This is a genomic window from Helicobacter vulpis (assembly GCF_003660395.1).
Taxonomy (GTDB): domain Bacteria; phylum Campylobacterota; class Campylobacteria; order Campylobacterales; family Helicobacteraceae; genus Helicobacter; species Helicobacter vulpis.
Genome location: NZ_QXQT01000001.1, coordinates 35,252 through 56,254, shown reverse-complemented (window position 1 = coordinate 56,254; position 21,003 = coordinate 35,252). Strand labels below are relative to the sequence as shown.

At 47.5% G+C, this 21,003-nt stretch carries 25 protein-coding genes and 2 pseudogenes; 4 read left to right on the top strand and 23 right to left on the bottom strand.

Going from position 1 to position 21,003, the window contains the following annotated elements:
• From EAO38_RS00375 to EAO38_RS00360, 4 genes are read left to right on the top strand one after another with little or no spacing between them, the layout of a single operon-like run.
• Complete coding sequence (locus EAO38_RS00375) at positions 1-840, top strand: biotin synthase (protein WP_121020278.1); 840 nt, start codon at positions 1-3, stop codon at positions 838-840.
• Complete coding sequence (locus EAO38_RS00370; protein WP_121020277.1) at positions 840-1,685, top strand: YihY family inner membrane protein; 846 nt, start codon at positions 840-842, stop codon at positions 1,683-1,685. The genes EAO38_RS00375 and EAO38_RS00370 overlap by 1 nt, the downstream gene beginning before the upstream one ends.
• A gap of 45 nt (positions 1,686-1,730) precedes the next feature.
• The gene (locus EAO38_RS00365; RefSeq protein WP_121020276.1) at positions 1,731-2,831 is read left to right on the top strand and encodes an NAD(P)-dependent alcohol dehydrogenase; all 1,101 of its coding nucleotides are present in this window, start codon (positions 1,731-1,733) and stop codon (positions 2,829-2,831) included.
• A complete protein-coding gene (locus EAO38_RS00360; RefSeq protein ID WP_121020275.1) occupies positions 2,831-3,955 on the top strand; it encodes an NAD(P)/FAD-dependent oxidoreductase in 1,125 nt (374 codons plus the stop codon). The genes EAO38_RS00365 and EAO38_RS00360 overlap by 1 nt, the downstream gene beginning before the upstream one ends.
• 66 nt (positions 3,956-4,021) lie before the next feature.
• Here EAO38_RS00360 and EAO38_RS08820 read toward each other — a convergent pair whose 3' ends face one another.
• From EAO38_RS08820 to fmt, 23 genes and pseudogenes are all read right to left on the bottom strand, one after another.
• Entirely contained in the window at positions 4,022-4,201 is a 180-nt protein-coding gene (locus EAO38_RS08820; protein ID WP_162982638.1) for a hypothetical protein, read from the bottom strand.
• 63 nt (positions 4,202-4,264) lie between these two features.
• The gene (ung, locus tag EAO38_RS00355; protein WP_121020274.1) at positions 4,265-5,002 is read right to left on the bottom strand and encodes a uracil-DNA glycosylase; all 738 of its coding nucleotides are present in this window, start codon (positions 5,000-5,002) and stop codon (positions 4,265-4,267) included.
• 12 nt (positions 5,003-5,014) lie between these two features.
• Positions 5,015-5,782, bottom strand: coding sequence for a 4-hydroxy-tetrahydrodipicolinate reductase (gene dapB / locus EAO38_RS00350; RefSeq protein ID WP_121020273.1), 768 nt, complete (start codon positions 5,780-5,782; stop codon positions 5,015-5,017).
• Positions 5,782-6,719: pseudogene (gene trxB, locus EAO38_RS00345) on the bottom strand (thioredoxin-disulfide reductase). Before trxB ends, dapB begins: the two are co-directional and overlap by 1 nt.
• Before the next feature lie 18 nt (positions 6,720-6,737).
• Positions 6,738-7,055, bottom strand: coding sequence for a thioredoxin (trxA, locus tag EAO38_RS00340; protein ID WP_121020272.1), 318 nt, complete (start codon positions 7,053-7,055; stop codon positions 6,738-6,740).
• A gap of 60 nt (positions 7,056-7,115) precedes the next feature.
• Positions 7,116-7,409, bottom strand: a complete 294-nt coding sequence (locus EAO38_RS00335) for a YraN family protein (RefSeq protein WP_235852434.1) — start codon at positions 7,407-7,409, stop codon at positions 7,116-7,118.
• Between the two features lie 22 nt (positions 7,410-7,431).
• Complete coding sequence (locus EAO38_RS00330) at positions 7,432-8,643, bottom strand: homoserine dehydrogenase (RefSeq protein ID WP_121020271.1); 1,212 nt, start codon at positions 8,641-8,643, stop codon at positions 7,432-7,434.
• A 19-nt stretch (positions 8,644-8,662) separates the two neighbouring features.
• Positions 8,663-9,157: an FKBP-type peptidyl-prolyl cis-trans isomerase gene (locus EAO38_RS00325; protein ID WP_121020326.1), complete on the bottom strand. Its 495-nt coding sequence runs from the start codon at positions 9,155-9,157 to the stop codon at positions 8,663-8,665.
• Entirely contained in the window at positions 9,126-10,130 is a 1,005-nt protein-coding gene (locus EAO38_RS00320; RefSeq protein ID WP_121020270.1) for a tetratricopeptide repeat protein, read from the bottom strand. Before EAO38_RS00320 ends, EAO38_RS00325 begins: the two co-directional genes overlap by 32 nt.
• A complete protein-coding gene (locus EAO38_RS00315) occupies positions 10,130-10,684 on the bottom strand; it encodes an OmpA family protein (protein WP_121020269.1) in 555 nt (184 codons plus the stop codon). Before EAO38_RS00315 ends, EAO38_RS00320 begins: the two co-directional genes overlap by 1 nt.
• A gap of 59 nt (positions 10,685-10,743) precedes the next feature.
• A complete protein-coding gene (gene tolB, locus EAO38_RS00310) occupies positions 10,744-11,985 on the bottom strand; it encodes a Tol-Pal system protein TolB (protein WP_121020268.1) in 1,242 nt (413 codons plus the stop codon).
• A complete protein-coding gene (locus EAO38_RS00305; RefSeq protein WP_121020267.1) occupies positions 11,985-12,659 on the bottom strand; it encodes a TonB C-terminal domain-containing protein in 675 nt (224 codons plus the stop codon). The genes tolB and EAO38_RS00305 overlap by 1 nt, the downstream gene beginning before the upstream one ends.
• Complete coding sequence (locus tag EAO38_RS00300; protein ID WP_121020266.1) at positions 12,659-13,060, bottom strand: ExbD/TolR family protein; 402 nt, start codon at positions 13,058-13,060, stop codon at positions 12,659-12,661. Before EAO38_RS00300 ends, EAO38_RS00305 begins: the two co-directional genes overlap by 1 nt.
• A gap of 2 nt (positions 13,061-13,062) precedes the next feature.
• Complete coding sequence (locus EAO38_RS00295; RefSeq protein WP_121020265.1) at positions 13,063-13,611, bottom strand: MotA/TolQ/ExbB proton channel family protein; 549 nt, start codon at positions 13,609-13,611, stop codon at positions 13,063-13,065.
• A 3-nt stretch (positions 13,612-13,614) separates the two neighbouring features.
• The gene (gene atpC / locus EAO38_RS00290) at positions 13,615-13,977 is read right to left on the bottom strand and encodes an ATP synthase F1 subunit epsilon (protein ID WP_121020264.1); all 363 of its coding nucleotides are present in this window, start codon (positions 13,975-13,977) and stop codon (positions 13,615-13,617) included.
• A gap of 9 nt (positions 13,978-13,986) precedes the next feature.
• Positions 13,987-15,410 (bottom strand): annotated as a pseudogene (gene atpD, locus EAO38_RS00285) (F0F1 ATP synthase subunit beta).
• A 9-nt stretch (positions 15,411-15,419) separates the two neighbouring features.
• A complete protein-coding gene (gene atpG / locus EAO38_RS00280; RefSeq protein ID WP_121020263.1) occupies positions 15,420-16,313 on the bottom strand; it encodes an ATP synthase F1 subunit gamma in 894 nt (297 codons plus the stop codon).
• Position 16,314: 1 nt separating this feature from the next.
• Positions 16,315-17,820, bottom strand: a complete 1,506-nt coding sequence (gene atpA / locus EAO38_RS00275) for a F0F1 ATP synthase subunit alpha (protein WP_121020262.1) — start codon at positions 17,818-17,820, stop codon at positions 16,315-16,317.
• A gap of 18 nt (positions 17,821-17,838) precedes the next feature.
• Positions 17,839-18,357 carry a F0F1 ATP synthase subunit delta gene (locus EAO38_RS00270; protein WP_121020261.1) on the bottom strand — a complete coding sequence of 173 codons (519 nt, stop codon included), beginning with the start codon at positions 18,355-18,357 and terminating at the stop codon, positions 17,839-17,841.
• Entirely contained in the window at positions 18,354-18,830 is a 477-nt protein-coding gene (locus EAO38_RS00265) for a F0F1 ATP synthase subunit B family protein (protein WP_235852432.1), read from the bottom strand. The genes EAO38_RS00270 and EAO38_RS00265 overlap by 4 nt, the downstream gene beginning before the upstream one ends.
• 50 nt (positions 18,831-18,880) lie before the next feature.
• A complete protein-coding gene (locus EAO38_RS00260) occupies positions 18,881-19,306 on the bottom strand; it encodes a F0F1 ATP synthase subunit B family protein (protein WP_121020259.1) in 426 nt (141 codons plus the stop codon).
• Positions 19,307-19,353: 47 nt separating this feature from the next.
• Entirely contained in the window at positions 19,354-19,977 is a 624-nt protein-coding gene (locus tag EAO38_RS00255; RefSeq protein ID WP_121020325.1) for a biotin--[acetyl-CoA-carboxylase] ligase, read from the bottom strand.
• Positions 19,977-20,879, bottom strand: coding sequence for a methionyl-tRNA formyltransferase (gene fmt / locus EAO38_RS00250; protein ID WP_121020258.1), 903 nt, complete (start codon positions 20,877-20,879; stop codon positions 19,977-19,979). Before fmt ends, EAO38_RS00255 begins: the two co-directional genes overlap by 1 nt.
• Positions 20,880-21,003 lie beyond the last annotated feature (124 nt).

Below are 21,003 nucleotides of genomic sequence, written 5' to 3'. Positions count from 1 at the left end.
ATGCAAGAGATTTTTCTGTGTTCTATTTCTAATGTGAGCAGTGGAGATTGCAGCGAGGATTGCGCCTATTGCACGCAAAGTGCACACCATCAAGGCAAGATCAAACGTTATAAATACAAGAAAACACAAGAAGTGGTGCTAGAAGCCAGGCACTGGCGTTCCTTTGGAGCGTTGGGCTTTTGTTTAGTTACTTCTGGGCGGGGCTTAGATAGTAAAAAATGCGATTATATTGCCACGCTTGCGCGCGCCATCAAAGCCGCTGAGCCAGAGTTACATTTGATCGCATGTTGTGGCAGGGCAGATAAAGAATCTTTGCAGTTTCTGAAAGATAATGGTATTGACAGCTACAACCATAATTTAGAGAGCGCGCAGAGTTTTTTCCCTAAAATCTGTTCCACCCACCCATGGCAAGAGCGCTTTGAAACATGCGAACATGTCTTGGAGGTAGGTTTAGGGTTGTGCAGTGGGGGAATCTTTGGCTTGGGCGAAACTTATGCGGAGCGCATCGAGATGTTGCGCGCCTTGCAAACGTTGACTCCAGCCACCACACCCATTAATTTCTTCATCCCCAATCCCGCCTTGCCCATCAAGCAAGAGGTCTTAGACCCGCAAGAAGCCCTAGAGTGTTTGGTTTTAGCCAAAGAGTTCTTGCCTAAGACACGCCTGATGATCGCGGGGGGCAGGGAGGTCGTGTTTAAAGACTGCCAGAAAGAAATCTTTGATTGTGGGGTAGATGCGATCGTGCTAGGAGATTATCTAACGACAAAAGGGCACACTCCGAGCAAAGATTTAGACATGTTAAAAAGTTACGGACTAGGCATCGCCACAACCTGCCATTGATGTGGAAGAGGTGGCGCGCGGTATTGGCGCGCGTTGGGGCAACATTGCTAGGGTTCTTCTATGTCTGTACGTATTTGCTCACTCCTAAGCTCAAGAGACGCTTGGATGAAATGGCGCGGATTTTCTACTACGCGTCTTCGTTGAGTTTTTACACCATTCTATCCCTATCGCCCATCTTACTCTTCATCGCGCTGATCTTTGTAAGCCCCTTTTCTAAGGCCTTTGAATTTGGAACTTTTTTCTTCCCTAATAGTCCAGATTTTATTCAGGTAACCCAATTTTTCTTAAAATCTTTTGCGCGTAACGATCGCACATTGGGGGTTGTAGAAATTAGCTTTATCGCGCTGGCCTTCTTCTTATTTTGTGAGAACTACCGCTACATCGCTTCGCAAATTCTCAACGCCGCTCCTAGGGACTATCTTAACTTCAAAGGGAAAAAAATTTTTGTCTTTTGGGGTTTTGGGACGGGAGTAGTGTTTTTGGTGGCATTGCCCATCATCCTTTTTATCAATGTCAAAATGCGCCTTGTGGTAGAAAACACGTGGGCACTGGTTTTATTACGCTGGTTAAGTGCCTATCTCTTTTTTCTGATCTTATTTCTCTTACCCACGAATAAAGTCTTCAAGCGCAAACGCCATCCCTTGTTATGGAGCTTGATCACTAGTGTGTGTTGGTCTGTGATGAAATGGGGTTTTGTGTACTATGTTCTCTACAACCGCACCTACCACGAACTCTATGGTTCGATCTCTATTTTATGGTTTTTGATGTCTTACATTTATATATCTTGGTTACTCTTACTTTTGGGGTTATATGCTTGCGAAGTGTGCGAGCAAGAAAGTCCCTAAGTGCTTTCACCGGCGTGAAATTTTATCTCAATAAAGGAGTGTTAAATGGTTAAGGGTTTTGCGATGCTAGGGATTGGGAAGGTAGGCATTATTGAAAAGGAATCTTTAGAAATGGTGGTGCCAGAGCGCAAAAAGCTAGAATGCGGCCCTCTAGACGCGTTGGTACGGCCCATAGCTGTTGCGCCTTGTACTTCTGATTTGCACACCTGCTATGAGGGCGGGATTGGAGAGCGTTCTAATATGTTTCTAGGGCATGAAGGGGTAGGGGAGGTCTTGCAGGTAGGGCATTTGGTCAAAGATTTCAAAGAGGGCGATAGGGTGATTATCCCAGCCATCACACCTGATTGGAGCTCTTTGGGCGCGCAAAGAGGTTATGCGATGCATGAGAGCGGCGCGCTCACGGGTTGGAAATTCTCTAATTTCAAGGATGGCGTGTTTGCCCAACAAGTCCATATCAACCATGCCGATGGAAATTTAGGGCACCTGCCTGAAGATGTGGATTTGCGCGATGCAGTGATGCTGAGCGATATGATCACGACTGGTTTTCATTGCGCCGAGCAAGCGGATGTCAAGCCTGGAGATCGCGTGGCAGTGGTGGGGCTAGGACCTGTGGGCTTGATGGCTCTAGCGGGGGCAAATCTCATGGGGGCTAGTGAGATTTACGCCGTGGATTGCGTGCCTTTCAGATATGAAGTGGCGCACAAACACTACGGAGCCACGCATTTTATTGACTTTAGCAAAGCACCCATGGCCGATCAAATCTTAGAGATCACCAAGGGCGTAGGGGCAGATAAAATCTTGATTGCAGGTGGTGGCACAGATGTTCTAAGCGATGCTTGCGCGTGCTTGATCAATGGGGGGGTGGTGTCTAATGTGAATTATTTTGGAAGTGGAGATTATTTGCGCATCGCACGTTTGGCTTGGAATGTGGGGATGGGGCATAAAACGATTAAGGGGGGCTTGACCCCTGGAGGGCGTTATCGCATGGAAAAGCTTGCCCGTCTACTACAAACCAAAAAGCTTGATGTCAAACCCATCATCACCCACCACCTAGAGGGGCAATTTGAAGAGATCGCCCAAGCCCTCGCATGGATGAAGGACAAACCGGCTAATTTCATTAAACCCGTTGTTACCATCAAGTGGTGATGCGCCTTGTGGTGTTGGGGGCAGGCTATGCTAGCCTAGCCTTTTTAAAGTCTCTGGGTGTAGCGGTGCGCTCTAATTGCCAGATCACCTTGATTTCTCAGTCGCCCTTGCACTACTTTAGCGTGCTTTTGCACGAGGTGGCGGCTGGTTTACCCGGGTCTTATACGATTCCCTTAAGCCAAATTATCCCCCATGAGGTACGTTTCATTCAAGATTGTGTTCTAGAAATCCAAGATAAGAGCGTGCTAGGCGCACAAGGGACATATCCCTATGATTATCTAGTGGTGGGGCTAGGTTTTGCTAGCGAGAGTTTTGGAGTACCCGGGGTGGAAGAACACGCCCATAGTCTGACTAATTTTGCCAATGCACAGGCTAGCCACCAAGCTTTATTACAAGCCATTGTAGATTTTAAACAGGAGCGCCCCTTTAGTGTGGTGGTGTGTGGGGGAGGGTTTAGCGGGATTGAGCTTGTAGGGGCTTTGAACGACACGCTGAAAAGCTTATGCACCCCTAAAACCTATAAACTCACTTGCATAGAAGCCATGCCCGCTATTTTGCCCATGTTTGCGCCACAGCTGGCCCAAAGGGGAGTAGATTACCTACAAAAAAAAGGGGTTCAGCTAGTCTTAGGGGCTAAAATCCTGGCATGCCAGAGCGATCGTGTTTTGGTGGAACAAGGGGGTGTAACCCAAGAAATTTTAGCGGATTTTCTCTTTTGGACCTGCGGGGTGCGCGGCAACCCAGTCATTGAAAATTCTACATTTTTCAAAAGTGTACGGGCTAGGGTAGAAGTCAATGCTTTCTTGGAACCCGTAGAAATGCCCGGACGCGGGGTCTTTGTTGTGGGGGACTGCGCCGCACTCAAAGACTCAGAGGGAAAATTCTACCCCCCTAGTGCCCAGCTGGCTAGCCAAATGGGGCGTTATTTAGGTCAAGAATTTAGCCAAATTAGCGCACGTAAACCCCCCACAAAACCCTTTAGCTTTACCCCCAAGGGAGTGATCTGTTCTTTGGGTACGCACTTTGCCATCGGGAATTTGGGAAAATGTAATGTGGTTGGAAAATGGGTGGTATGGCTTAAACGTTACATTGAATGGCGTTGGAAAAGGGATATAATAGCCTAATGGCAACTAGAAGAGACTGGGCGTTCAATGCACCTGTTTACTTAAGTAAACAGCGGACATGCTATATTACGGGCATGGGAGTCGCAAGGCTTTCAAATACACGAAAGGAGTAAAGCTATGAGCAACAGCAGCAACAGCAACAGCAGCAACAGGAACAATAACAGCAGCAACAGCAACAGCAGCAATCGCAACAACAACAATAGCAATAACAGCAACAACAGCAACAACCAAGACTAATTGTTGCAAGCCCCCGCTTGGGGGCGGCAACTCCTTCTTCCGCACACAAAAACCACCCATTCTACTATCATCTCACTTTGATGTCAAGTCCCATTGCATGGGGATTCCATGTTCTTGTAAGAACGCTTGCGCTTTGGCAAAAACCCCACTTCCTAGAAAAAAGGGAGGTCTGTGCTGGGCCAAGGGGCTGGGATGAGGGGCGCATAGGATCAGGTGTTGCGGGTTTTCCACTAGGTATTTGCGCTTTTCTTGAGCCACTTTGCCCAAGAAAATAAAGACTAACGGGCGTTCTAACTGGGATAGTTGAGTCAAAACCCCATCTGTAAAGTGTTCCCAACCTAGATGGGCATGCGATTTGGGACGTTCTTGTTCCACGCTTAAGAGCGCATTTAGTAATAATACCCCCTGTTTGGCCCAGCCTTCCAGATTGCCATGCGTGGGTTTGGGGATACCTAAACTCTGGTACAATTCTTGATAAATATTTTGCAAACTCTTAGGAATAGGAGCGTGATCAGGGACGCTAAAACTCAAACCCATCGCCAGTGGGTATGTACATTGGTGGTACTTAAAGATGCCATGGTAGGGGTCTTGCCCTAGTAAAACCGTGTGCAACGTCTCTAGAGAGGTGGCTTCAAAAGCCTTAAAAAGAGCATGAGGGAAGGGAAAGACAAGTTTGTGCCGCTGTTGGGCTTGGGTTAGGGCTTGCTTATAATTCTCATTGAGATTAGCAAATGCCGCGTTTTGCGCCAAGGGCTGGAGGAAGGCATTCCACGGACTCTTGGCCAAACGCGCTAGCGCATAGAACAACAAGGCAACCCCTCTTCAATGGTAGAGATTTTCTACCCCATAAAAGCCCGGAGGCTGGAGAACAAGCCATTTAGCCACCTGCAACGCGCCCTTAGCAAAGATATCGCGCTCGCTTACCACATGCTCCACCTCTAAATATTCCCCATCTAAGTAAAAACCCACAGTGTGTTTGCCCACCACATTACCCCCGCGCAAGCTAGCCAATCCGATTTCTTTTTCTTGACGCGGGGTGTCTCTGTGGGTTGTGCGGACTTTCTCAAAATCCCAGCCCCTAGCTAGCGCGCATGCCTGCCCTAGAGTCAACGCAGTCCCACTGGGCGCGTCCTTTTTATAGCGGTGGTGGGTTTCTACGATCTCAATGTCTGCATGTTTTAAATCTTTAGCAATCACAGAGACAATTTTAAGCAACACTGCCATGCCCAAAGACATGTTAGAAGAATGTAGGACGGGGGCATGTTGACTCAACTCCTGCAAATCTCCCCACACGGGTGCGCTTAAACCCGTTGTACCACAGACCAGGGGCAGAGGATGTTTGCGCAATGCGGTCAACAGAGAAGCCAGTGCTTGGGGCAAGGAAAAGTCAATCACCAGCGCGCAATGGGTTAAGAATTGTTCCAAATCATTCGTAACAAAGGTGTTCTCAGGGAGGATTTGAATAAGAGAGGGGCTTAGACTTCTGCGCACAAAGACGCTAGAAAGGCATAGGTCGGGATGTTTTTTAGTCTCTTGCACCAGCAAACGCCCCATTCTGCCGCTTGCTCCAAAGATGCCGATGTTTAGCATTAGGGGTGCGCGTCCAAGTAGGCGATGGCCGAAAGCGCAGCGGTAGCCCCATCTCCAGCCGCACAGACCACTTGTTTAGGGGCTTGAATTCGCACATCCCCAGCAGCAAACAAACCCTTTAAATTGGTTCGCATGGACAGATCTACCACAACAGAACCATAGGCATCGCAAGCACAGAGCATGCGCCCATCCTCTTGTTTTAAGACTTCATTATTGACTTCATAGCCCACAAAAATAAAAATGGCGGGTACTTGGAGTGTTTGCAACACACCGCTCTCGATGTGTTTGATCACAAGGGCGTTTACACCGCCCGCATCGCCTTGAATCTCTTCTACAAGAGCCGGGGTCAAGAACTCAATCTTGGGGTTATTCTTGGCGTGCTCAATGGTGATAGGCGCAGCCCGAAAATGCGTGCGCCGATGGATCAAATACACCTTGCTACACATTTTAGTCAAGTAGATTGCCTCCTCCAAAGCCGTGTCCCCGCCCCCCAAAACAGCCACTTCCTTATTTTTATAAAAGAAACCATCACAAGTAGCACAGGTGCTAACCCCCCTGCCCCAAAATTCTTCCTCACCCTTAATGCCCGCTTTTTTGGGGCGACCCCCTGTACTTAAAATTACGCTCTTGGCTTCTAGGGCACGCCCATCTTCTAAATGAATTGTATAGAATTCCCCTTGCCAACTCAAACGCACCACAGAAGCCATTTCATGCTTGAGACCAAAGCGGAAGCACTGTTCCTGCCATGGCTGCATAAAATCCATGCCACTTAGAATCTCTTTAACTCCCGGGTAGTTCTCAATCTCGCTGCTTTGGACGATCTGCCCTCCGGGCATGCCCTTCTCAAAAAGCACAACTTCCTTTAACCCCCCTCTTGTGGCGTAAAGCCCAGCACTTAAACCGGCCGCCCGCCCCCAATAATGCCAAGATCGATCATAGTTATCTCTTTAGACGATCAGAGCAATTTGTCAATATGATCTTTAAGTGCTTGTTTAGAGAGTGCCCCCACGGTTTGGTTTTGTACAACCCCATCTTTCATATACAGCACGGTGGGAATGCTTCTAATGCCAAACTTTGCAGAAAGCTCTTCTTGCTCGTCTGTGTTGACCTTACAAACCTTCGCCCTACCCTCATATTCACTAGCCAATTCGTCAATCACAGGAGAGAGCATTTTACAAGGCCCACACCAAGGGGCCCAAAAATCCACCACAACCGCACCGCTGCTAGTTACACTTTCAAAATTCTCGCTGGTCAACTCAATATAATTCGCCACAATCACTCCTCAAAATTTAAGTAGACCGCTTATTCTATAACACTAAAGATAAAGTCCACCTTACTCTAACCACCCAATATTCTCTAACCACTCAATTGTATAATTTTGTAAACTTCCCCTGATAAGCAACGCGTCAATACAATAGGGTATGTCATGGGGATAGCTTTGTAAATAGACTTGGATACTCTTAGTGATGCGGGCAAGTTTAGCCCGCGTGAGGGTATAAATGGGGGGAGTGTGTTTGCGGTATTTGACTTCCACAAAATGCAAAATCCCCCCTTGCAACGCGATGATGTCAATCTCTCCAAAAAGACATGCAAAATTGCGCGCCTCAATCCTAAAATTGCGACTCATTAAATAGGCGCAAGCTATTTCTTCAGCAAGCAGGCCCCGGGCACGACTCATAGACACAAAAGACACGCACGCTCTGGTGATGTAAACTAGCTAGGGCTTTTTGCAAATGCGAATCCAGTACGGGTTCTGTGATACAAGCCATTGTATTAGACTCGATATGGTGGCTAACTAGGGCGATGCCGTGGTTTTCAAGAATAGATTGCACACTGGCAAGACTAGAAGTGGACACCCGCAGGTAATAGCTTTGAGGAAGCGGTGCATAGGTATAAGAGCGTAACTCTACAAGGGGGGCGGCTTTAGGGTTTTTAGCGACTGCCATCAAATCACTCACCACCGCACTTGCACTGGCTAACCCCCCTGCTCCTGCCCCATAAAAGAATGTTTCACCCACGCAATCTCCAACAACCAATACCCCATTCATCACCCCATGTACTTGGGCTAAGAAATGTTCTTGTGGGATGAGAGTAGGGCGCACGCTCAAAATAAGATGGCCATTTTGGCACTGTGCGCGGGCTAGAAGTTTGATGGCATACCCTAAATGTTGAGCCTGTTGTATGTCCACATTTTCAATTTTTTCAATCCCCTCTAAATAGTGGAGCGTAGGGCGGGTGTGGAAAGCTAGGGTGGCTAAGATCAAGAGCTTATGCGCGCTGTCTTCTCCGCTAATATCCAAACTGGGATCGGCTTCAGCATAGCCCAAAGCTTGGGCTTGTTGTAAGGCTTGTTTAAAGTCCGCACCCTGTTGCATTTGTTCTAAGATGAAATTACTTGTGCCATTTAAAATACCCGCAAGATGGGAAATCTGATTAGCCCCAAGCCCCCCCTGAAGCGCGCTAATGATAGGGATTCCCCCCCCCACACTGGCTTCAAATCCTAAAGACTGCTTGGCCATTTGGCTCAGGCTATGGTAGTGTTGTGCTAACATGGCCTTGTTGGCACTCACGAAGATCTTATGGCGATTTAGAGCTTGTTTAGCCACATGGAAAGCCTCTTGCACTCCCCCCATGAGTTCTACCACAATGTCGATAGCGTCATCTTCTAAAACGTCCTGCACGCGATCACTAATGGGGAAATCCAGCACGCGTTTTTTAGAGAGATCGCGGACCACACCCCTGCGTATCTGCAGGCGACAACCACAGCGCTGGGCAATCCAGTATTGATTGCGCGCTAAAATCTCTACCACCCCCATCCCCACGCAACCTAAGCCGATAATACCAATATTTAAAGTGCGCATACAGCCCTAGAGGCTTGGCCTAGTGTTTGCAACCACATCCCCCTCCACAACATGACTTAGTCCCTCCTTGGGCGCGCAACACTTCCTGTTCTGAAGCCTCTTTTAGATCCAAGAGTTTGATGTGGAAAGTGAGAGTTTTGCCCGCTAGGGGATGGTTGTAGTCCAACATCACCATTTGGTCGCTAAAATCCTTCACGCTCACCTGCACGCTTTCTTGATCTTCACTTTGCCCAAATAATGTCATGCCCCTTTTCAACTCAATCCCTTCAAATTGATCTCTAGGCACTTCTTGTAGGTAATCTGTGCGGTAAGGCCCATAAGCTTCTTGGGGGGGGATGTCCACAACTAACTTTTCCCCAATGCTAACCCCTTGAAGAGCTTTTTCTACACCCACGATCACCTGCCCCGCGCCTAGCACGAATTCTAGAGGCTTTTTACTCGCGTCAATGACTTCTTGGGTTTGGGGGTCTATAACTTGGTATTCAATGGTTGCTACCTGTGCTCTTGCTGGCATTGCCATGTGTGTCCTTTTTTGTGTTAGTTTCTTTGTCCAAAGCGTTTAACGCTCTTTTACCCTGATCGCTTTCAGGATAGAGACGGGAGAGGGATCGTAAAAATTTGTAATGGTTGTTTTGATCGCCTAGGAATTTAAACGCCCATGCCGTGTGCCATAACAAAACGGGCATATAGTTGGTTTTATCCTTAATGAGCGCGCTTTTTTTGTAAAAAGAGATCGCATCTTTATAATTCTTTTGCATGTAAGCCGATTCGCCGGCCATGTAATAATGGTAAGCGGGTTTGTAGTGGGTCTCACCCAACCACGCAAAGCGCGCTTGCGCTTCTTGAAAGTGTTTTTGGTGGTAGAGATCTAGGGCTTCTTTAGCAATGGCTTGGCGTTTGGCTGGGTTTTTATCAAAGGTGACTTCTTGGAGGGGCAGAAGAGGCGTTGCATTTTTGGGGGTAGTGCTTGCCAAACGCGCGATCTCTTTGAGTTTTTTGGCATTCAGGCGCGCTTGTTCCTCAATGGAAGTTTGGATAGCTTGTAACTTAGTGGCAAAATCGCTATTCATTTGGGTGAGTACACCGTTCATGTCATTGAGTTTTTGATCCAATTGGGTGAGGGCTTTCTTATTGGCTTCTACCTGCGATTTGAGCGCGTCTATCAAACTGCTCTGTTCTTTAAGTAAATTCCCTTGCATGTCTTGGGTACTTTTGAGGGCCTTAAGGGTTTGATCGTGCGTGTTCAACGCATCGCTAACCTCCTTGAGTTTAACTCCCTGCCCTTCAAAGACGCTCTTGAGCCCCTCTTGGCTTTGTAATAGGGCATCGGTTTGCCCCTTAAGGGTGGTGATGATGCCTTGTAAATTCTTATTGCTGGACTTGAGCGCGCCTAACTCTTGTTTTGTCGCCCCGCTTTGCAAATCAAAGGCAGAGGGCTCGGCACTTAAAACCCCCCCCATCAAGCACAAGAGATACGTTAGACGCATTACTCGACGACTTTAACATCTACCCTTCTGTTCTTTTGGTAGCACTCTCTAGTTTTCTCCTGACAAATGGGCTTGGTTTCCCCAAAACTGACAACCTGAATTTCAGACTCATCAATCCCCTTTAACACTAACGCCTGCTTCACACTCAATGCCCGCTTATTGCCCAGCGCGAAGTTATATTCTCCAGTGCCAAACTCATCAGTATTGCCCTCTAGGAGCACTTTCATTTTGTACTCTTGTACTTTTTGCGCGCCCTCATCGATCGCATCTTGCATGTCTGGGCGAATATCGTATTTGTCAAAGTCAAAATAGACTTGGCTAACGATCGTGCCACTTTCTATATGGGGTTTAGGGGGTTCTGGGGCGGGTTTTGGGGCTTCTTGGTGCGCTTCCTCAGGCTGCACGGTTTGGTTTTGAACGGGTTGTTCGCTTGGGGCTGGTTGCGCGCTCTGGGTCTGCGGAGGTTGCGGGGCTGGTTGCGCATGATCTCCGCCTCCACAACCCGTAATTGTCAACAACGCGGCTAAAGCTCCTGCCACTGCCCATTTATTCATAATACTCCTTTGTGCTTTTTTACAAAAAATCCCCCCATTATAGTCTTTTCTCTCTTAAACTACCAATCAAAGGATTGAATTTGGATATTCTCTAAGGGGAAGAGGTAGCTTTGGTTGTACTCTAGCAACAGCACTCCCAAAGCATTTTGCTGGGCAGCTTTTTTCAAGAACATGATCGCCTCCCCATCCCTAGAGAAACGGGGCATTTGATTCACCCCGCTGGCTGTCAAACGGCGCACATAATCGCTTTTGAGGGTGATCAGATGTAAATTAAAACTGCTCTGCCCACTAGCATCGCGTTCAGAACGATTCACATAGACAATATTGTCCCCAGAAGTGGCCACTGAATCGTTATTCTTGGAATAGAAGATTACTTGCTCCACTGGCGCATCTGGCTTGAGTTTTTTAAGATAGACATTGGGATAACCCATGCGATCGGAGACAAAGACCATTGCCCTTTCATGATCGACAAAATTCCCCAACACATCGATTCCGGGATAAGAGGTTAAGCGGGTTTGGGTTTTTTTAATAGTGTCGTAGAGAAAAATATCGCTTTGACCCTCTGGAGCTAGAGTGAGGAGTAATTTTTCTCCATTTTGACTCACGCTAGAGACTGCGGCCATGCCATCGCTTTGGGTGATGACTTCGCTAGAGCCATTGCGCAAATTGTATTTAATGATGGTGGGTTTGCGCAGGTATTGGGTGTAATAGATGGTACTTTGATTGGCATCGCCCCATTTGGGAAACACATTGAGCATGCCATTGTTGATGATGTCTTGCTGGTAAGTCAAACTGTAATCAGCCACGACAATATTGGTAACCCCGGGCCTAATGTATTTGGCAAAGACCACAAAGCGTGCCATCCAAGCGATGGAGGGAGCTTTGAGTGCGTCATTCACATCAATGGCGACTTTATGCGCGATAAAGGGGAAGAGTTCCTTTTTTGTGAAGGTATAGTCTTTGATCCCTAAGATATTTTGATGGGCGACATCATAGAGGCGTACATTGATCTGCCCGAGCTTGTCCACACGCAAGCTGACCAATAATTCAACCCCCTGCCCTGCCATGGCATTGTAGTCTATATTTTCACTTTGCGCGCCTGCCCCAACTGCTTCTACATGGTTGCTGATCTTAAGATCGGAGAGCAGCATGCCATAGATTTTTGAGAGATAGGGTTCTTGGGCATTGTCTAAATAACGTACTTCTACTTTGGGTAATTTCTGGATGCTTTTCACAATGTCTAAAGTCGCGTCCACCCCAAAGAGATAGGTTTGGAGGAGTATAATCCATAAAAACCGCATCATTGATCCTTTGTCTTAAAATTAACCTTGAGGGTGATCGCCCCCTTGGGATAGGGGGGGAATTTTTGATCCTGCAAAGAAGTTAAGAGGCGTTCAATCTCTTGATTATAGTCTGCAAAGGGTGAGTATTCCACAATGGCGAAACTAAATTGTCCCGTTGCAGAAATAGTGATGAGCGCGCCCACAGATGCCGGTTGTTTGAAGCTAAGTTTCCAACGCCCATAGAGGATTTGGTAGAGTTCTTGAAACCATTCTTGATATTCTTGCTTAGACATCTGTTCTTGTTTAGGTACTTGGAAATCAATGCTCTTATGTTGCAGGGTTTGGAGTTGTCCTTTAATGGTGTCTAAACTGCTTTGTAAATCCTCAAAGGCCTTCTGGTGTTGATTGAGCTGTATGTTTTTTAACAAACTTTGGGCGCGCTGTAATTCTGAGCGATTGGGTTGGTTTTGTGGGGGTGGGGACTGCTTATCAGGAATGTCTGCAAACATCCCACTCACCCCTAAATCTTCAAAGGGGTTGGGCGCGCTCAGAGAATCCATCACCAAGGACACATCTAAGCTTTCCGGAATAGAGACTTTTTTAGGGGGTGTATGGGAGAGCAATAAAACAAGCAAGATCACATAGCATGCGCAGGCTAAGACCCCTGATCCGATCACTAGCTTCTTGTCCATCACGCACTAGTGATCAAGGACACCTTAGAAAACCCCGCTTCTCTAATGCTTTTTAACAAGTAAATGATTTTTTCATAGGCCAAGCGTTTATCAGCGCGTACATAGATTGCGGTGTTCTTATCATAGCTACTTGCCAGCGCGCCAAAAGCGTCCGGAAAAGTGGCGTAGCTATAGGTCTTGTCATAAATGTAAATTTTGCCCTGTAAATCCATACGGATTTCTAAGACATGATTGCGATTTATCCGCGTGTTCTTAGCGCCTTTGGGCAGAGAAATGTGTTCGTGATAGGTGATGGTGGGAGTGGCTACCATAAGGATTGCCAACAAGACCAGCATAATATCCACTAAGGGGGTGATATTGAGCTCGGGTTTATCTGCGTCCCAATGCTCCACTTCAAACACAATTACCCTTCTCTAGCAATCAAAAAATCTATTTGCATTTGCACGCAGACAGAGAGATCGTAAACCTTGCGCTTTAAGATCAAAAAAAACGAATAAGCTGGGATAGCGGTTAGAATCCCAGCAGCCGTAGCCACAAGCGCCTTAGAAATCACCGGGGCAATCACATCAAAAGAAACCTGTGTCCCCAAACGCCCAAAGGCGTTGAGGATTTCCACCACAGTACCAAAGAGTCCGATAAAGGGGGCAGTAGAAGCGACAATACTCAACACCACTAGGCCTGTGGTGTTTTGTTGCAAAACCTGGTTTTTCCAAACTAGCAAGAGTTCCTTAGAAAAACGCCCCGCGCTCTCAAAGAGCTTGACACTGAGCATACTCGCATTGCCTGCCATTAACGCCTCTAAAGCTTGGCGTTCTTTAAGAATATTAGTACGAATGGCCACGTACTTATAAAAGAACACCCATAAGGTCAAAATAAAATAGAGAGATAAAGAGGCCAGCACTATTATGGTAACAAACCCACTCTCGTAAATGAAATTTTGTAAAGAAGCCACGCCCTACCTCAAGCCACGCGTCTCGATACGCGCGATCACACTAGAAATGGCTAATCTATCGGCGGTGGCATCTTCTAAGAGTTTCTTGGCTTTGTAGACTTCATCATCACCCTTAATGAACACCGCCCCATCGGCTAAAATATCCACACTGCTATGCTTCACCTCCACATAGCCCCAGCTAATGGCAATCAAACTACTCTCTTGATTGCGCTCGATCTCAATCACTCCGCTTTTAAGCAGGGAAACCATGTTGCTATGCCCTTCTAAGACTCCAAACTCACCCTCCGCACCGGGCAAGGTGATGCGATCCACAGAGCCAGAAAAAATAGACCCCTGAGGTACGACAATGCTCACGACTAATCCCATATTTGTCCTTTATGACGCGCTTTTTTGATCCTTGCCCTCCGCTTTCATCTTTTCGTATTTTTCGACCACCTCTTGGATATTGCCCACCATGTAGAAGGCATTTTCTGGGATATTGTCATACTTGCCCTCTAAAATCCCTCCAAAGCCTTCCAAGGTCTCTTTTAAGGTTACATATTTCCCCGGACTTCCCGTAAAGACCTCTGCCACAAAGAAAGGCTGGGAGAGAAATTTTTCAATCTTGCGCGCGCGCTCTACGACCTTCTTATCCTCCTCAGAGAGTTCATCCATCCCCAAAATGGCGATGATGTCTTGCAAATCCTTATACTTTTGCAAAACTTGCTGAATGCCTGTAGCAACTCGGTAATGTTCTTCGCCAATCACCTGGGGGTCTAAAATCCTAGAAGTGGAATCTAGAGGGTCTACAGCGGGGTAAATCCCCTTTTCGGCAATTTTGCGGTTGAGCACCGTAGTGGCATCTAGGTGCGCAAAGACCGAAGCAGGAGCGGGGTCGGTCAAGTCGTCTGCGGGTACATAGACTGCCTGCACAGAGGTGATTGAGCCATTTTTAGTAGAAGTGATGCGCTCTTGAAGTTTGCCCATTTCGCTTGCTAAAGTGGGTTGGTAACCCACCGCTGAGGGGATACGCCCTAACAAAGCCGACATTTCTGCCCCTGATTGGGCGTACCTAAAGATGTTGTCAATGAACATCAAAATATCTAAGCCCTTTTGATCTCTAAAATACTCTGCCATTGTCAAACCGGTAAAAGCGATGCGATTTCTTGCCCCCGGAGGCTCGTTCATCTGCCCATAGCAAAGAGCCACCTTGTCCAACACGCCCCCCTCTTTCATCTCGTGATAAAGGTCATTGCCCTCTCTAGTGCGCTCCCCTACCCCCGCGAAGACAGAATACCCGCTATGTTTATACGCCACATTATGGATGAGCTCCATGATGATCACGGTTTTGCCCACGCCTGCCCCCCCGAACAACCCAACTTTACCCCCTTTAGAATAGGGCGCAAGCAAGTCTACCACCTTGATCCCCGTTTCAAACATCTCTGTTTTGGTGCTTTGTTGCTCAAAGAAGGGGCATTTCTGTGGATGGGCCAAGTGGTGGGCTCTTTCAAGGGTTCGCCCTCATCAATCACCTCTCCTACCACATTGAAAATGCGCCCCAAGACCTCTTCTCCTACGGGCACTTCGATCATCTTGCCCCGCGCGACTACCTTTTGCCCCCTGGTGAGCCCCTCTGTCATGTCCATCGCAATGGTGCGCACCCGGTTATCCCCCAAATGCGCCGCCACCTCTAAAACAAGGTTCTTGTCCTCACTCTCAAATTGATAGGTAACATCCAAGGCTTCGTAAATGGCGGGTAGGTAATCTTCAAACTCCACATCCACCACGGGACCCATGATCTGTATAATCTTCCCTTCCATGTTGCTCCTTTATTTAATGGCTTCTACGCCGGCGTTGATCTCCACAAGCTCGGTGGTGATCGCCTCTTGTCTAGCTTTATTATACGAGATGGTTAAGCTGCGCACTAAATCTGCGGCGTTGTTTGTAGCGGTGTCCATCGCCTGCATGCGTGCGCTGTGCTCGGCAGCTAGAGAGTCTAGCAACGCATAATACATGTTGAAGTCAATGAATTTTTTAGCCAACGCGTCTAAGATGACCCCCTCCTCATCATCGGGTTCTACAACAATCCCCCCTTGTGTATCCGAATCAATTTCTACAAAATCTAGGGGCAAAATCTGTTGGACACGCAATTCCTGGGAAATCATATTTTTGAAGCCATTATGTACGATCAACACGCTGTCAGTCAAGCCATTTAAATAGTCCTGCACCGCCCTATCAATGAAAGCGCTCGCGCGTTCGTAATCTGGCGCGCTGGACAAATCGATCGCCTTGTCTAACAAGTCGATCCCATTGTAAGTGAAATAAGCCACGCCTTTTTTGCCAATCCCTCTCAAGCGCACCTTGACTCCCTGTGCCTTGTAGAGATTGATATGGCGCAACACCTCTTTAATGGTTGTCATGTTAAACCCCCCACATAATCCCTTATCTGCGGTTACAAAGATAATATCTATCTTTTGGATCGTAGGGTGTTCAAGCTGGGCAAAGTATTTGCTCTCAATGCCCTTGATATTACGGGTTTTGATTTTGGTGCAAATATCGCCCACCACTTCGTTGAGCTTTTCAGCAAAAACTCGAGACCGCTTGGCGACTTCTTCGGTTTTCTTGAGCTTAGAAGTGGAGACCAACTTCATCGCGCGGGTGGTTTTTTGGGTGTTTTTGACACTGGCGATCTTTTTTCTAATATCCTTCAGACTTCTACCCATGCTAAAAGCCTAGTTTAAACTCTTCAATAGCCACTTTTAACGCAGCCTCTAGGTCTTTATCCAAAGCCTTTTTAGTGCGGATGTCCTCTAAGACATTGGAGTATTTGGATTCCAAGAAGGGATAGAGTCTCTCTTCAAAAGAAACTACTTTATTGGTGGGCACATCGTCTAAAAACCCTTTCACACCTGCATAGATCATCACAATTTGTTTTTCAATGGGCAAGGGCGAATAGGGGGGTTGCTTGAGCACCTCCACCATGCGTTGCCCGCGATCGAGTTGCTTACGGCTGGCTTCATCTAAATCAGAGGCAAATTGGGCAAACGCTTGCAATTCGCGATATTGCGCTAAATCCAAACGCAAGGTACCCGCCACTTGCTTAGTACCTTTGATTTGAGCCGCCCCGCCCACCCTAGAGACAGATAGGCCCACATTGATCGCAGGGCGAATCCCAGAATAGAACAGATCAGTCTCTAAAAAGATCTGCCCATCGGTGATGGAGATCACATTGGTGGGGATGTAAGCGGACACATCACCCGCTTGGGTTTCAATGATGGGCAGGGCGGTTAGAGAGCCCGCGCCTTTCTCATCGCTCATTTTAGCTGCGCGTTCCAATAATCTAGAGTGGATATAAAACACATCTCCGGGGAAAGCTTCTCGACCCGGGGGGCGGCGCAAGATCAAAGAAATTTCACGATACGCCACGGCATGCTTGCTTAGATCGTCATAAATAATCAGCGCATGCCGACCATGATCTCTGAAATATTCCCCAATGGTAACCCCAGCATAGGGAGCGAGGTATTGCATGGCAGGCGAAGCCGAAGCAGAGGCGTTCACCACCACGCTATATTCCATCGCGCCGTATTCTTCTAATTTGCGCACCACTTGGGCTACCGTGGATTCCTTTTGCCCAATAGCGACATAAATACAGATCACATTCTGATCTTTTTGGTTGATGATGGTATCTACCGCCACGGTGGTTTTACCCGTTTGCTTGTCCCCGATGATGAGCTCGCGTTGCCCCCGCCCGATAGGTACTAGCGCGTCAATGGCTTTAATCCCCGTCTGCAAGGGTTCGTGCACGGATTTACGATCCATAATACCCGGAGCCTTTTGTTCCACGAACCTAAATTCCTCTGCGCCAATAGGTCCCTTGCCATCAATGGGCTCGCCCAAAGTGTTAATAACCCTTCCCACCACTGCGTCCCCTACGGGTACTTTCATGAGTTGCTTGGTGCGCTTAACACTTGTACCCTCTTTGATGTCTTTGCCACTCCCCAAAACAATGACTCCAATGCTCCCCTCTTCTAAGTTAGACGCTAACCCGCGATCGCCCGTGTCAAACTCCACCACTTCATAGGACATCACATCTTTAAGCCCATAGACCTTAGCAACGCCATCCGCATAGGCGATCACCTTGCCCACTTGGGTGATATTAATATCGGGGGCGAAGTTCTCAATTCTCTCTTTAATAATGGCACTGATTTCTTCGGCTTTTAATTTTAACACTTTGTCTCCTTGCGTAATTTAGACCGCTTCCATGATAAAATGTTTGAGCTGGCGGAGGAAGTGATCCTTGTAAAAAGCCACCTCCACGCCTAGATCAGGAATCTCTAAACGGATACCCTCATGCTCAACGAGCACACTCTCTAAACTTAGAGTGATGTTTAAACGCTTGGCAACTTGCGCTTCTAACGCGCCTAAATCTCCCACTTCTTGGTTGCAATACAAATAACCTTTATAGGCATTTTGTTGGCGTTGTACCCATGCGCATAACTCTTTATAAATCTCTGGCAACACAATGAAGCGTTGGTGTTCGCTTAACACTTCCAAAAAGCGTTGCAAGCGCGGATCCTTATCTTCTAACACATCATTTAGGATTTTTTGCTTGATCGTATTAGGATAGTAGGGGGATTGCAACACCTCGATGAACTCTGCAGAAGTGTAAAGCGCACACATGCGCTCTAAAGCTTTGAGCGCCCTCTCTAAATCCGCGCTAAAACTCTCCCTGAGCGCGCGCGCGTATTTCTTTGCCACCAAATTCATCCAGCCACCTTATCTTGAAGTAGGTGCATGTAAGTGGTAGCATCAAAATGCGCCTGCTTGGACTTGAACAGGGCATCTAGGATTTCTGCAACCACTTCTTGTTGGATTCGCAACTCTTCTTTATGTTTCAGACTTTGGTTGTCTTTAATGAGTTTTTCTATGGCGCTTTTAGCCTGTTGTTCATATTTCTGCGTGAGCAAAAACGCCTCTTGTGTGGCGCTAGAAATAATTTGGCTGGCCTCCCGCTTAGCCTGCTCTAGGGCTTTGAGTGCCTGCTCCTTCTCCTCTTTAATGACTTGGCGTTGCTCTTGTAAAGCGTTTAATTTGCTAGCGATCTTGGCGCGCCTTTGCTCTAGCATGCGCTTCAAGGGTCCGCTAATAAAATACCACACTAACCCAGCAAAGAGAATGAAGTTGACAATCCGCAACACGATGTCGGTTTGAGAGATGTCATGCCCCTGGGCCCCCCACAAAAAACCACCACACAAGAACCCAAGTAACGCGCGTTGTATCAAATTCGTTCCTACATTTGAGATATTTTTTGTTGCAAAGACACCTCTAGGGCGGGTAAATCCTGACTTAATTGTAATTTCAATTCACTTTTACTTTCCTTTAGCGCATGCATAAAGGCCTCAAAATCTTTTTGTAGATCACCCTCTTTTTGGGTGAGCGCATGCTCGTAATCTTCACGGGCTTTCTGCAGGCTGTCTTGCAAAATCTTGTTGGCGCGAAGGCGCGCCTCTTTAACTAGATGGCTTGCCTCTTGTTTTAAATGTGTGATCTCTTGGGTGGTTTTGTCAATAAAGGCACTATCTTGTCCAATAGAACCCTCCCGCGCGTCCATGTTGGCTAACATGGGTTTATAAATCCACACATTAGAGAGCCACATCAATAACAGAAAAGTTACAAACACCACCAACATCAAATACACATTAACAGAAATATCCACGCTCAATCCTTGCTCAAAAGCGCGATTCTAACAAAGCTTAGCTTAAATCATCTAGCCCCGTAATAAACCTGTTGTCCAATCTGTAGCCCCCCGTCATCCAGCACGCGCGCGCCGCGCAAGGGCACTCGCACGCCCCGATCGTGAAAAAAACAATGCTGGTGGCGCGCGCTAAATTCTAGGCGGTACGCCTTGAGTACTTCTTGCCATGAAATACCCGCTTGTACGCGCGTTAAAAACACCTGTAATAACGCTTCTTTATCTAACATGCCTAGCGCGCCATAGTGTTGCGCCTTGAGATTGAGCCCAATCCCACAAACAATACTATCGCGCACAATCTGACTCATCACCCCCCCGATTTTCTCCTCTCCCTTGTAGAGATCATTGGGCCACTTGAGCCACACCTGTGCGTTAGACAAACTCTCTTTAAAAAGATACCCAAAATACACGCTCCAACTTTGTCTAGGCACATCAGCGGGCAAGTCCCCTAAGGCAATAGCAAAAGAAAAAGTCAAACCCTCCTCCACTTGCTCCCACACACAGCCCCGACTTCCCACCCCTGCATTTTGGGTTTGGGCTATGACACACACGGGCAGTTTGAGGGCATGCTGCTTAACCTGTTCTACCAAATAGAGTTGGGTAGAAGGCAAGCATGCAAAGGACAAGATGGGCATCATCCTAACACATCTCCTATTTTGAGGCGTTTTCCACTCATATAAGCCTTTGTGCGCATCTTCTGTTTGTTGGGGGCTTGCACAGAGGCGATCCTAAGCACCCCCTTAGCACACCCCACTAAGGCGCTCTCTTGCTCTAAATCCAAGAGAACCCCTTCCTTGTGTGTACCCTGTTCTTGCACCAATTCCACCCCAAAAAGCTTAAGCCCGCTTGCCAAAAACACACCCGGCCAAGGATGGTAGGCTAGGGCTTTTAAAAACACCTGTTTGGCTTCTTGAAAACACACTAGCCCGTCTTGCTTGGTGATTTTGGCGCAATAACTCGCCTGCGTGTGATCTTGAGGCATTGGTTTAAAGGGTTGGCGTAAAATCTCTACAAGCAATTGAGCCCCTATAGGGGCTAAGAGCGCGCCTAATTCCTCTGTGTTCATGTAGGATTTGCGTTTCACACGCGCCACTCCTAAAATATCGCCCGCGTCCATTTGAGCGTTCATCGCAATCACGCTCACGCCAAATTCTGATGCGTCTTTTAGAATCATCTCTTGCATGGGCGATGCGCCCCTGAATTGGGGCAGAATTGAGCCATGCAAATTCAAGCAGGGGGCAATATCTAGAAGAGCTTGGGGGAGAATCTTGCCATAAGCCACCACCACAATCACATCGGGCTTGAGCGTGCGAATCGTCTCTATAAGGGGTGTGTCTAGCTTGGTTGGCTCAAAAATGGGGATGTGGGGGTGCGCGCGCTGTAAAAACTCCTTAGTGGCGGAGCGTTTGAGCACTTGGGTGCGCCCAAAAGGTTTACTAGGTTGGGTGAAGAGCGCGATCACCTCAAAGCGCTGATCTAAGAGATGGGCTAGGACGATTTGGGCAAAAGGGGGCGTTCCCATGAAAAGTAGGCGCATGCATCATTCTTGATCAAAATAGCCTTTTCCCAGATGACTAAGGCACACAAAATATCAAGTTGCTCTGCTGTGTCTCCACCCTGAAGCGTTGACTCGATACTCCATTGCATAGGTCTGAAAAAAG